This window comes from Kribbella sp. NPDC026596 (assembly GCF_040638415.1).
GTDB lineage: Bacteria > Actinomycetota > Actinomycetes > Propionibacteriales > Kribbellaceae > Kribbella.
Map to the genome: position 1 here is coordinate 49,932 of NZ_JBEZYF010000057.1, position 10,759 is coordinate 60,690.

At 66.9% G+C, this 10,759-nt stretch carries 13 protein-coding genes and 1 pseudogene; 7 read left to right on the top strand and 7 right to left on the bottom strand.

Translation table 11 applies throughout. From position 1 onward, the window contains the following. Nucleotides 1–11 precede the first annotated feature (11 nt). Nucleotides 12–1,205, top strand: a complete 1,194-nt coding sequence (locus AB0E63_RS34620; protein ID WP_360375566.1) for a slipin family protein — start codon at nucleotides 12–14, stop codon at nucleotides 1,203–1,205. Between the two features lie 145 nt (nucleotides 1,206–1,350). Continuing rightward, a complete protein-coding gene (gene ugpC / locus AB0E63_RS34625; RefSeq protein ID WP_360375542.1) occupies nucleotides 1,351–2,430 on the top strand; it encodes a sn-glycerol-3-phosphate ABC transporter ATP-binding protein UgpC in 1,080 nt (359 codons plus the stop codon). Between the two features lie 124 nt (nucleotides 2,431–2,554). On the opposite strand, the gene AB0E63_RS34630 is transcribed toward ugpC, so the two are convergent. Next, the gene (locus AB0E63_RS34630; protein ID WP_360375544.1) at nucleotides 2,555–3,046 is read right to left on the bottom strand and encodes a universal stress protein; all 492 of its coding nucleotides are present in this window, start codon (nucleotides 3,044–3,046) and stop codon (nucleotides 2,555–2,557) included. Nucleotides 3,047–3,078: 32 nt separating this feature from the next. Beyond that, nucleotides 3,079–3,354 (bottom strand): annotated as a pseudogene (locus tag AB0E63_RS34635) (universal stress protein); the annotation flags it as partial. A 55-nt stretch (nucleotides 3,355–3,409) separates the two neighbouring features. Here AB0E63_RS34635 and AB0E63_RS34640 point away from each other — a divergent pair. The 4 genes from AB0E63_RS34640 (at nucleotide 3,410) to AB0E63_RS34655 (ending at nucleotide 7,300) form a co-directional block, all read left to right on the top strand. Continuing rightward, nucleotides 3,410–4,651, top strand: a complete 1,242-nt coding sequence (locus tag AB0E63_RS34640; protein WP_360375546.1) for a helix-turn-helix domain-containing protein — start codon at nucleotides 3,410–3,412, stop codon at nucleotides 4,649–4,651. Nucleotides 4,652–4,866: 215 nt separating this feature from the next. Further along, nucleotides 4,867–5,613, top strand: a complete 747-nt coding sequence (locus AB0E63_RS34645) for a hypothetical protein (protein ID WP_360375548.1) — start codon at nucleotides 4,867–4,869, stop codon at nucleotides 5,611–5,613. A 57-nt stretch (nucleotides 5,614–5,670) separates the two neighbouring features. After that, a complete protein-coding gene (gene tal, locus AB0E63_RS34650) occupies nucleotides 5,671–6,840 on the top strand; it encodes a transaldolase (RefSeq protein WP_360375550.1) in 1,170 nt (389 codons plus the stop codon). After that, nucleotides 6,803–7,300, top strand: coding sequence for a VOC family protein (locus AB0E63_RS34655; RefSeq protein ID WP_360375552.1), 498 nt, complete (start codon nucleotides 6,803–6,805; stop codon nucleotides 7,298–7,300). The genes tal and AB0E63_RS34655 overlap by 38 nt, the downstream gene beginning before the upstream one ends. Nucleotides 7,301–7,404: 104 nt before the next feature. Here AB0E63_RS34655 and AB0E63_RS34660 read toward each other — a convergent pair whose 3' ends face one another. The 3 genes from AB0E63_RS34660 to AB0E63_RS34670 form a co-directional block, all read right to left on the bottom strand. Beyond that, the gene (locus AB0E63_RS34660) at nucleotides 7,405–8,229 is read right to left on the bottom strand and encodes a rod shape-determining protein (RefSeq protein ID WP_360375554.1); all 825 of its coding nucleotides are present in this window, start codon (nucleotides 8,227–8,229) and stop codon (nucleotides 7,405–7,407) included. A 20-nt stretch (nucleotides 8,230–8,249) separates the two neighbouring features. After that, nucleotides 8,250–8,597 carry a TraR/DksA C4-type zinc finger protein gene (locus tag AB0E63_RS34665; RefSeq protein ID WP_360375556.1) on the bottom strand — a complete coding sequence of 116 codons (348 nt, stop codon included), beginning with the start codon at nucleotides 8,595–8,597 and terminating at the stop codon, nucleotides 8,250–8,252. Nucleotides 8,598–8,714: 117 nt separating this feature from the next. Further along, on the bottom strand, nucleotides 8,715–9,026 hold the full coding sequence (locus tag AB0E63_RS34670) for a TraR/DksA C4-type zinc finger protein (RefSeq protein ID WP_360375558.1): 312 nt from the start codon (nucleotides 9,024–9,026) through the stop codon (nucleotides 8,715–8,717). A gap of 411 nt (nucleotides 9,027–9,437) precedes the next feature. Here AB0E63_RS34670 and AB0E63_RS34675 point away from each other — a divergent pair, with 411 nt between their 5' ends. Next, nucleotides 9,438–9,926 carry a VOC family protein gene (locus tag AB0E63_RS34675; protein ID WP_360375560.1) on the top strand — a complete coding sequence of 163 codons (489 nt, stop codon included), beginning with the start codon at nucleotides 9,438–9,440 and terminating at the stop codon, nucleotides 9,924–9,926. Between the two features lie 185 nt (nucleotides 9,927–10,111). Here the strand turns inward: AB0E63_RS34675 and AB0E63_RS34680 are convergent, their stop codons facing one another. Together AB0E63_RS34680 and AB0E63_RS34685 are read right to left on the bottom strand one after the other, a co-directional pair. Continuing rightward, entirely contained in the window at nucleotides 10,112–10,483 is a 372-nt protein-coding gene (locus AB0E63_RS34680) for a hypothetical protein (protein WP_360375562.1), read from the bottom strand. 27 nt (nucleotides 10,484–10,510) lie between these two features. Further along, nucleotides 10,511–10,660 (bottom strand): TraR/DksA C4-type zinc finger protein, encoded by a 150-nt coding sequence (locus AB0E63_RS34685; protein ID WP_360375568.1) that lies wholly within the window; start codon nucleotides 10,658–10,660, stop codon nucleotides 10,511–10,513. Between the last annotated feature and the right edge of the window lie 99 nt (nucleotides 10,661–10,759).

Here is a 10,759-nt window from a genome sequence, read left to right on the forward strand (position 1 = left end):
AGGGGTTGTGGGTGGCCATCCAGTGTGAAGGCAGTGGCCTGGCGCTGCGGAAGCCCGTCGTTGCCGGGCACCGGCGATCAGGGCAGCCTCATCTCGCCGATCAGCGCCATACCGGTTGCGGGCCGGTCGCGGCAAAGTCGTCACTGCAGGACGGAGGAGGTTATGGAGGACAGATGATCATCGTCATTTACGTACTACTCGTAGCACTGGCCGTCGGGTTGATCGGTTCGGCGGTCTGTGTGCGTGTGGTGAGGCAGTTCGAGCGAGGTGTTGTGTTCCGGTTCGGTCGGGTGCTTCCAGTGGTCCGGGGACCGGGGCTTGCGTTGCTGGTGCCGGTTGCTGACCGGATGCAGAAGGTCAGCATGCAGATCATCACGATGCCGGTCCCGGCGCAGGACGGAATCACTCGTGACAACGTGACGGTTCGTGTCGATGCGGTCGTCTATTTCACCGTGATCGACCCGGTCCGTGCGGCTGTGGATGTCGAAGACTATGTGTCGGCGATTGGTCAGGTGGCGCAGACGTCGTTGCGGTCGATCATCGGTAAGAGTGATCTGGACGATTTGTTGTCGAACCGGGAACGCCTCAACCAGGGCATGGAACTCATGATCGACAGCCCCGCACTCGACTGGGGTGTGCATATCGAACGGGTCGAGATCAAGGATGTCGCGTTGCCGGAGACGATGAAGCGGTCGATGTCGCGGCAGGCTGAGGCGGAGCGGGAGCGCCGGGCGCGCATCATCACCGCCGACGGCGAACTGCAGGCCTCGGAGAAACTGGGCCAGGCCGCCGAAGTGATGACTGAGCATCCGGCCGCGTTGCAGTTGCGGTTGCTGCAGACTGTTGTCGAGGTCGCCGCTGAGAAGAACTCGACCTTGGTGCTGCCCTTCCCGGTCGAACTGCTCCGGTTTCTGGAACGATCGACACCGGCCGAGATCCCCAGGCCAGTCGCCGGCGCTGACCCGACGCCCGCGGTTGCACCGCCCGCACAAAACGGCGCACAGGTTCTCGCCGCGGCCGACCCTCAGAAGGTTCGCGAGCTCGAGGAGACCGAGCAGTCCGGTGGGCCACTCTCGTTGGGCGGATCGAAGTCGCCCACGGGACAGACCGTTACGGCACAGACCTCGGCCGGCGCAAGCATCACCGCGGCCCGCGAAACGGCCGGGCCGCCGGAACCTGATTGGACCTTCCGTTGGTTGTGCTGAGCCCGGCGTGGCATCTCCGAGGATTGCCGGGACCCTGATCCCCGTTCACGGGCAACCTCGTCACCGTGAGGAGGTCGCCGGCCGGGAGGTCGCGCATGTGGTAGTCGTCCGGATCGTCCGGCAGGCGAAGGAGAGGAAGCGTGACATGGCAACTGTTTCGTTCAAGGGAGCCACCCGGGTGTACCCGGGCAGCGAAACCCCGGCCGTGGACAGGCTGGATCTGGACATCGCCGACGGCGAGTTCATGGTTCTCGTCGGCCCGTCGGGTTGTGGAAAGTCCACCTCGCTCCGGATGCTCGCCGGCCTCGAAGAGGTCAACGAGGGTTCCATCTATATCGGCGACCGCGACGTCACCAACTTTCCGCCGAAGGAGCGGGACATCGCGATGGTGTTCCAGAATTACGCGCTCTACCCGCACATGTCGGTCGCCGACAACATGGGCTTCGCCCTGAAGATGCAAGGCCTGCCCAAGGACGAGCGGGCCAAACGCGTCGCCGACGCGGCGAAGCTGCTGGGCCTGGAGGAGTTCCTCGACCGCAAGCCGAAGGCACTCTCCGGTGGTCAGCGTCAGCGGGTGGCGATGGGGCGTGCGATCGTGCGTGACCCGCAGGTGTTCCTGATGGACGAGCCGCTGTCGAACCTCGATGCCAAGCTCCGGGTGCAGACCCGCACCCAGATCGCCGAGCTGCAGCACCGGCTGGACGTCACCACCGTCTACGTCACCCACGACCAGATCGAGGCCATGACGATGGGCGAGCGGGTCGCCGTACTGAAGGACGGTCGACTGCAGCAGGTCGACACGCCGCTGGGCCTCTACGACCGGCCGAAGAACGTGTTCGTGGCCGGCTTCATGGGCTCGCCCGCGATGAACCTGATCGAAGCCGAGATCACCGACGGTGGCGCGAAGATCGGCGACTACGTCGTACCGATCGAACGCAGCCTGCTGGCCAAGGCCGGCGGCGACAAGACCGTGACACTGGGGATCCGCCCGGAGGCGTTCCACATCGCCGACGAGGGGCTGCCGGTCAGGGTCGCGGTGATCGAGGAACTCGGCTCGGACGCATTCCTCTACGGTGCTGCGGAGCACACCACCTTGAATCAGCAGGTCATCGCCCGGATCGGCACCCGAACTCACAGCGAGAAAGGCGCCTTGGTCTACCTCGCCCCGCAGCCGGAGAAGGTCCACGTCTTCTCCACCTCCAGCGAGAAACGCCTCAGCGCCTAACTCTCAACCGCACCACGCATCGCCGGCCTCGGCTCGTGTCGCCAGGGCCGGCCGCCTGTCCGACTCGTCAACGGCGTGGTGCGCGGCAGCGAATCCTGTTCCAGCATGCCTTGCGGCTTGAACGTCACGACAGCTCTCTCTGGTCCGCGAAACGGCTCGGTACGGCGATCTGGAGGACGGACTGCTGCGCAGGCGAGGGTCTGTCGACCTTCGTCTGGCGGGGGTGGACGACCGCGACCGGGCAGGGAGCATGGCGCAGCACGGCCTGGCTGACTGAGCCCAGTACCATCCCGGTGAAGCCGCCTCGCCCACGTGAACCTACGACGATCAACTCGGCGCCGTCGGCCCCGTCGAGCAGCGCCTGGACGGGGTGGCTGTGGACGACTTTGGTCTTCACGTCGATGCCAGGGATGAGGATCCGCTTGCTGTCCATCGCTTCGGCGACCAATTGGCGGTCGACCTGCTCGACGATGTCCGCGGGCACGCGCACCGACGACTGCCGGCGGCTCGGCATCGCGGCATGCACGGCCGTGATTCCGACGTGGCGGCGCGCGGCCTCCCCGAAGGCGAACCGGATCGCTGCGGACGAGACTTCCGATCCATCGACGCCGACCACGATCCGGCCGGTCGGGGGTCTCCGATCATCGGCCAGGTGAAGGTGTGAACGATGTGCAGCGGGCAGCGTCTGTACGTCGCCTCGGCAACCGCCCAGGCGAGCGCGGCTTGCGCGGATATCGAGCCGTCGACGCCGACCAGGACCGGTCGGCGGCTGCGGTTGTCTACAACGGTTGTGTTCGTTATGTCGCCGCTCCGCTTCAGCTTTGGATGCCCCTGCGGTTCGACTGTGCCCTTCCGGCGGCGCCATAGGTACTGCCACGATCGGCGATCCTGTGACGGCCCTGATAGCCGACGCCCGGCAACGATGCTCTACTGGAACAGCGCCGCACAGTTGCGTCGATTCCACTGGGAGAGGAGTGAGATGAGCGAATTCGGTCGCCTGTCAGGTCTGAGCGACAGCGCCCCGAATACCGCGGACGAGGCCTGGCTGACAGCGATCGCGCAGGCGGCGGCCGGAGACTCGCAGGCGCCGCTGGAGCTGCTGGTCGAATACCTCACCCTCCTCGCGGACGCGGCCATCTCCGGGCGGCGTCCGCGCGAGCATGAGCTGGCGATCGTGCGTGAACTCGGCCGTCGCGCCGCCGAGCAGGGCATCCCCGCCGGGCGGGTCGTCGACCTGTACCTGTCCGCGGCCTGGCGGATGTGGCGGGACCTGCCCGACGTCGTGCCGTACCGCGACCGCGACACGGTCCGCGCCTCCGCCCAGGCGGTACTGCGGGCCGTAGGTGAAGCGATCGCCGTCCTCGTGGACAGCTACCAGGTCGCAACCAAGCAGCTGATCAGGCAAGAGGAATCGCTGCGCCGCGAACTGATCGACGACCTGCTCCGTGGCGACGCCGACGTCTCCCGGATGGTCGAGCGCGCCGAACCGTTCGGGCTCGACCTCGGCCGGCCCCACCAGGTAGTCCTGGCCGCCCCCGCTGACGGGCTGCGCGACGGCGACACCACAGCGAGCATGCTGGAACGGTTCATCCTCGACCAGTTCGGGGACCGCGAGGTGCTCGTCGCCACCAAAGAAGGCCTGTTGGTGATGCTGCTCCCGGCAACCGCCCCGACGCCGGCCTCCCGCACCACCATCAAAGACGTCGGGGAACTCGTCCACGATGCGTTGATCCGGCACCGGCGAGGCCGCACCTGGCGTGTCGCCGCCGGCCGCCCCTACCCCGGCTCCTACGGCATCGCCCGCTCCTACGAGGAGGCGCGCGAGGCGCTGATGCTGGCCGAGCGGCTGCAACTCGACACCCCCGTGGTGGATGCCCGCGACATGCTCGTCTACCGGGTTCTGATTCGCGACCAGGCCGCCATCGTCGATCTGATCCAGGCTGTGCTCGGCCCGCTGACCCAGGCCCGCGGCGGTGCCGAGCCTCTTCTGCAGACCCTCGAGGCGTACTTCGCTACCGGTGAGGTCGCCACCGAGGCGGCCCGGCGCCTGAACATGTCGGTCCGCACCATCACCTACCGCCTGGACAAGGTCAAGACCCTGACCGGACACGACCCGGGCGACCCGGCACAGCGGTTCACGCTGCACATCGCCGTACTCGGCGCGCGCCTGCTCGAGTGGCCTCTGCGTGATCTTCCCTCGGGCGCGGAGGCACACGCCTAGGCACCGCGTCATTGCGTCTGCAGCGAACCGTCGTTGCCGGGCGTCGGCCAACATGCCGGCCTCAGGTTCGCCGATCGTTGCCGTACCCGTCATCGCCACGCCCCGGCAGAGTCGTAGGTGCACGAACAAGCCCGCCACCGTAAGGAGGTTGTCGTGGACCGATCAGTCGCCGTCCGCCTCGACGTGCCCGGCGCAACGGTGCGGGAGAACACACCATGAAGGCCTATCGAGTCATCTGGTTGTTTTTCTGTGGCATTCTCGGCGCCTTGGGGGTGTTCGTCGCGTTCACGTGGTCCCTGTCGGCCGTCATCTCGCTGTCCATCTGCGGGTCCGTGACCGGCGGTGTAGTCGTGATGATCCTGCTGGACGCCAACGGCAACCGGCCGCCGCGTGAGCGCCGGCGAATAATCGCCAGAAGCTCGATCCTGGGTGGGATCGGGACCTTGGCAGTCGTCGGCCTGGGGGCGATGGTCGGTGGTCCGACCGTGGTCCTGCTGCTGGCGATCACCGCAGGCGGGTCGCCCTACGCTCTCGAATACTGCCGTCATTGGCTCAGGGAACACGGCCACCTGCCGAGCCCATCATCGCGTCCGGCCCACGCGGACCCTGCCGAGCGCTCGGCAGGGTCCGCGGCGGCGCCGATCTCGTGGACCGAGCCGAGCCGGCCATCCGCGCCTCGCGTTGCGCCGGCGTCGCTGAGCGACGACGCCTTGTGCCAGGCGTGGCGGGCCAGCTTCTCGGCTCTCCAAAGCGCCAGGTCGCCGGCGCAACGGCTATGGGTGGTCGACGAGCGCCGGGCCTATCTCGAGGAACTCGAGAGCCGCAATGCGCGTGGTATCGCGGCGTGGCTGGCATCCGGAGCCAGAGCTGCGGGAGACCCCAGCAGGTACATCCTGGGAGACAGCATCCCAGGCCACGCTGCGATCGATTGGGACCGCCTCATCCACGGCACGGACAACTGAGTCCTGCTGACAGACGCACCGTTGCGACTGGCAGACGCCAGGGAAATCGAGAACGCCATGACCAAGCTTGAACATCTCTACCGCTACTGCGGGCAGAGCCCGTGGCTGGACAACCTCACCCGCACGTACCTGCGTGACGGCACGTTGGCGCGCATGGTCGCCGACGGGATCCGTGGCGTCACCGCGAACCCGACGATCTTCGCCAGAAGTATCAAGGGCTCCCACGACTACGACGAACAGTTCTCGGCGCTGATGGCGGCCGGCAAATCGGTGGACGAGGCCTACTGGGAGTTGGTCATCTCCGACGTCAGTCAGGCGCTGACCGTCCTTCGCCCAGTGTTCGATCGCGGTGACTGCGCTGACGGTTTCGTGTCGGTGGAGGTATCTCCTGAGCTGGCTCATGATGCTCCGGGCACGATAGCCGCCGCGCGGTGGCTGCACCGGCGGATCGCACAACCGAACCTGCTCGTGAAGATTCCGGCAACCGCCGAAGGCGTCACCGCCATTGAAACGCTGACCGGTGAAGGCAGCAGCATCAACGTGACCCTGCTGTTCTCCCTGTCTCGCTACGCCGAGATCATCGAGGCCTATCTGTCCGGGCTGGAGAAGTTGACAGCGAACGGCGGAGATCCCTCGTCTGTCAGCAGCGTCGCCTCCTTCTTCGTCAGTCGGGTCGACACCGAAGTCGACCAGCGCCTCGAGGCACTCGGGACCGACGAGGCGCTGGCCCTGCGCGACCAGGCCGCGGTCGCGCAGGCCAAACTGGCCTACCGATTGTTCACCGATCAGTTCTCCACACCCCGCTGGCACCGGCTAGCCAGGTTGGGCGCGGATGTCCAGCGTCCGCTGTGGGCCTCGACGTCCACCAAGAACCCCAAGGACCGTGACACCCGCTACGTCGAGGAGCTCATCGGCCCTGACACGATCACGACCTTGCCCGAAGCAACCATCGCCGCCTTCGAGGATCACGGCACCACGGCTCGCACCGTCGACAGCGGCGTACCGCAGGCAGCGGAACTGATGGTCCGCCTGGCGGCAGTCGGCATCGACATGACGGCCGTAGGCCGCACCCTGGAGGACAATGGCGTCGCCAGCTTCGACAAGGCATACCAAGACGTCCTGGCGAACCTGACGAACCTCGCGGCGGCCCCGCAGACACCCGGCCAGACCAGCGAGAAAGGTTCGCCGGATGCCTCTCGACGACGAAGCCACACCTGCCGCGGCTGAACCTATCTCCCTCGCCGGGCAGGACGCCGCGGCCGCGGCGGAACAGCCGGCCAGTCTGAGCCTGACCTCCGCGGTGATGTTCGTGTCCGACCTGGACCGGTCGGTTGCCTTCTACGCTGAACTGCTGGCGTGGACAATCGCCGTCCACGAATTGGATGCTGCGCTCCTGGCATGCCCTGACGGCGGCCAGCTTTACCTGCGCAGACGGGGCCCCAGAGCCCCGCACGGCCTCGGCCACATCGGGGTGCAGTACCTCATCTGGACCGCACCGAGCGAGAGCGAACTGGACCGCTGCGAGCGGGTACTGACGGAACAGTCCGGCCAGGTGACGCGGTCAACACTCGACGGGTTCACGATCGTCGAGGGCCGTGGTCCCGACAACGCCCCGATCCTCATCGCCTACCCCGGGCCGCAGGAAGCGCCGCGGCATCAGGTCATGCAACGAATCTACCGGTGGTGACTTCGGCACAGTCCTGAGCCGGTGGCCGGGTCTGCCGGTCCGACTGGGGCAGGTCGGAGTCTCCGGGGGGCATGCTGTCGGTCTGACTGATCGGCGCTGTGGAGTCAATGCGGCTGTGCGGTAAGGATCGAGGGGTGGCGGTGGGCCGCGACCATGGCCAGACCGGCGCCGCGGACGGCTGCGGTGTGGGGAGCTGGTGCAGGACGTACCGGGGCCAGCAGTTGTTTGGCCAGCCGATAGGTGATCTCCGGACGCAGCGCGCCGCCTCCGGTGAGTAGCGGCCCACGGTCCAGGGCATCGACAACCAGTACACCGCACTCATGGTGCAGGAGGTCGGTCACCACTGCGACGATCGACTGCACAAGCTCGGCAACGGTCGTGGTCGTGCCAAGATCCGAGGTTCCCACGTTCAATCGATGGGCCTGCGTGACGCCGCCATCCACTAGCAAACCCACTTCGGTCAGGCCGGCTCCGATGTCCAGCACCAGCAGTGGCCGGGCAAAGTCTGCGCCTGCTCCGAGCGCGGCGGCTTTCACACCTTCAATGGTCAGCACGACCCGCGCGTCGAGAACCTCCAGCGCGGCGCGGGACACGCTCTGGTGCTGACCAGGGCATAGGACCGGGGTGGTCAACACAACCATCGTGTAGTGACCGAGGCCGGCTCGGCGGCCGAGGAGGCGTTCGAGTACGTGAGCGGCCCCCGCCTGGTCGACGACGACGCCGCGCTGCACGGGACGACTGCCACCGTCCGCGCCCGGCGAGATGATCGTGGGCTCGTCGAAGATCAGACCACGGTCCGGCATCCACGCCCTGGTGCGGGCGCTGCCTAGATCGATCGCTACGCCGGACGACCGCTGGGTGGCCGACCACGTACCTCGCCGTCGCAGCGCCGCCGTACGCGGGAACGGCGTACGCGAGGCCGGAGTCATGAGAGTGCTTCCTTGGGGCGTCAAGAGACTGCCTCCTTGAGTTGGTGGCACGGGCCGCAGAACCGGGCGTGCGGCAGGATGCGCAGGCACGCCAGCGGAATGGGCCGGTCACAGAGGTGACAGCAGCCGTACTGGCCGGCGTCCATCCGGCGCAGCGCGGCGCTGACGTCGGTGAGCACCACCCGGGCGGCCGCGGCAAGAGCGGTCAGCACCTCTTCACGGGCGTGCTGGTCGGCCGGTAGGTCGTCGCGGCTTGGCGAGATTCCGGCGAGCTGCTCCAGCCGGAACGCGCGCTCAGCATGAAGGTCTGCGCGGAGCGCAACCAGGTCCTCGGGACCTAGTTCGACTTCGTTCACAATGGCGAACATGTAGCTCAAGACTTCACACCCTTACAAGGCGTCAGCAGGGGACAGATAGGGCCGGCCTACCCGAGGTCGGGCGGTGCAGGCGCAACGGCCCGCGCTCGGGTTTCTGGTAGGCGTCGGTCAGGCGGCGAGTTGCTGACACCTGACGCAGTAGCGCACATACGGCAGGATCTCGAGCCGCTCAACCGGAATGCGGGTTTTGCAGCCTTGGCACGTGCCATAGGTGTCGCCGGTCAAGCGGTGTTCGGCTGCCGTGATCTCGGTCAGCACGCGTCTGATGGCGGCTGTCCGCGCCGTCGCGAGGTCCCTGTGCGCGAGAGCGGCGCCGTCCTCGATTGCGCTGAGTTGGGTGAGGCGGGAGTTGCGTTCCTGTTGCAGGCGCTGGCGTGCCTCGTGCACGGTCATGTTGGGGGAGCGGGCCACGGTGGTCACTGAAGATACGTCCTCTCACGAACGATGGGAACGACAGCAGACGCCGCTGCAGCCAACGGAAGCACATGTTGTGCACCGTTCGCCCCAGTTGCGCCTTGCCTTCAACCATGCCCGACACCGACCGCGGCGACCATCGGGACCAGCACCCATTTATCCAGCCTGTCGGGCTGTAGGCCCACCCAGACCACCCTCCGGTTCGGGCCCGAGCGAACCGATGCGGCGAGGGAAGAGGTACTCACGCAGGTCATCACGGACCCGGTGACTGATGCGGCGCCCATCCGAAGGGCTGGTCCACACTGAAACCTGGCGGTTGTCTGATCCGCAGTTCCGTCGATCGTCTTACCGGTAGAGGGCGGCGGTCGAGCAGCCCGGACTGAACAGAACCCGAGAGCACCGACGGAGGAAGATCAGATGACATCCGCAGCAAAGCCCAGCCCGATCCCCGATTCGTACCGCCGGGTGACGCCCACCCTCACGGTCGCGGGCGCGGTGAAGGCACTCGAGTTCTACGGTGCGGTGTTCGGCGCGACCGAGCGGATGCGGTTCCCCGGCCCCGGCGGGTCGATCGCCCACGCCGAGATCCAGATCGGCGACTCGGTCGTCATCGTCGAGGACGAGGACCCCGAGCGGGGGACCACGGCGCCGCCGGCCGGCGGGCTGCCGGGATCGCCCGTGTCACTGTTCATCTACGTAGAGGACGTGGATGCGGTCATCGCGCAAGCTGTTGAACTGGGCGCGACGCTGCAGCGTCCGGCGGAGGACCAGTTCTACGGCGACCGCGACGGCCACATCGTCGACCCGTTCGGGCACGGCTGGACCGTCGCGTCACACATCGAGGACGTGACACCAGACGAGCTGATGCGCCGGATGGCCGACCTGTTCGGCTCGGCTCGGTCCTAGCACCGCTGGGAGCGACCGAGCTGACGCCAGTGGGCGATGCCGTCATCGTGGAGACGTCAACGATCAGACGATGGTCAGGAATCCAGTCGCGGGTGCGCAGGCTGCCGAGATCAAGCGCTAGGCCGGAGCCGAGTCGGTGCCGTAACTAGGCGCGGGGACGGGCTGCTCCCAAGCTGTGAATCCGCTCAGTGCTGGGTCGCGAGGAAGTGCTGACACGGTGTGCAATAGCGCGCCTGAGGGTGGACGGACAGGCATTGGAGGCTGATGGTGCGGCCACATCGGCCACATCCGCCGTACCGCCCCGCGTCCATTCGGGCCAGAGCGGCCTCAGTTTCGGCCAATGCGGTCTGTGCGGCCACGGTGAGTTCATGACGGACCTGGCTATGCGCGGCGGTGTCACGAGAGCCTGCCGTCTTGGCGACCTCGGTGGCTTCCCAGGCGATATCCCGGAGCTGTTGACGCCGGAACAGCAGTTGTTCGAGCAGACCCGCCCGCAGAACGGTGAGTTGTGCGGGCTCGAGGCGTCGACTATCGGCTGCGGAGATCTGATGGGTCACGGCGCAACTCCTCCACTGGATCGACTCTCAGCTGGCGCGTTGCTGGCACCCCACGCAAAGGCGCGCGTAAGGCAGGATCTCGAGACGCTCGACGGGGATGGCGGTTCGGCAGTTGTCGCAGTCTCCGTAGGAGCCGTCGGCCAGACGCCGTCCGGCAGCGTCGATCTCTTCGAGCACACGCCCTGCATCTCTGCTTGAGTGCAGTTGCCGCTCAGCCGCCGATGAGTTCCTTGAGGGGGTGGGGGTCGGTGTCGACGGCTTGTTGGAGCAGTCGGT

Excerpts from the sequence above, each read along its gene's own strand:
- ugpC (WP_360375542.1), top strand. The coding sequence starts at position 1,351 with ATGGCAACTGTTTCGTTCAAGGGAGCCACCCGGGTGTACCCGGGCAGC.
- AB0E63_RS34640 (WP_360375546.1), top strand. The coding sequence starts at position 3,410 with ATGAGCGAATTCGGTCGCCTGTCAGGTCTGAGCGACAGCGCCCCGAAT.
- AB0E63_RS34645 (WP_360375548.1), top strand. The coding sequence starts at position 4,867 with ATGAAGGCCTATCGAGTCATCTGGTTGTTTTTCTGTGGCATTCTCGGC.
- tal (WP_360375550.1), top strand. The coding sequence starts at position 5,671 with ATGACCAAGCTTGAACATCTCTACCGCTACTGCGGGCAGAGCCCGTGG.
- AB0E63_RS34655 (WP_360375552.1), top strand. The coding sequence starts at position 6,803 with ATGCCTCTCGACGACGAAGCCACACCTGCCGCGGCTGAACCTATCTCC.
- AB0E63_RS34660 (WP_360375554.1), bottom strand. The coding sequence starts at position 8,229 with ATGACTCCGGCCTCGCGTACGCCGTTCCCGCGTACGGCGGCGCTGCGA.
- AB0E63_RS34665 (WP_360375556.1), bottom strand. The coding sequence starts at position 8,597 with ATGTTCGCCATTGTGAACGAAGTCGAACTAGGTCCCGAGGACCTGGTT.
- AB0E63_RS34675 (WP_360375560.1), top strand. The coding sequence starts at position 9,438 with ATGACATCCGCAGCAAAGCCCAGCCCGATCCCCGATTCGTACCGCCGG.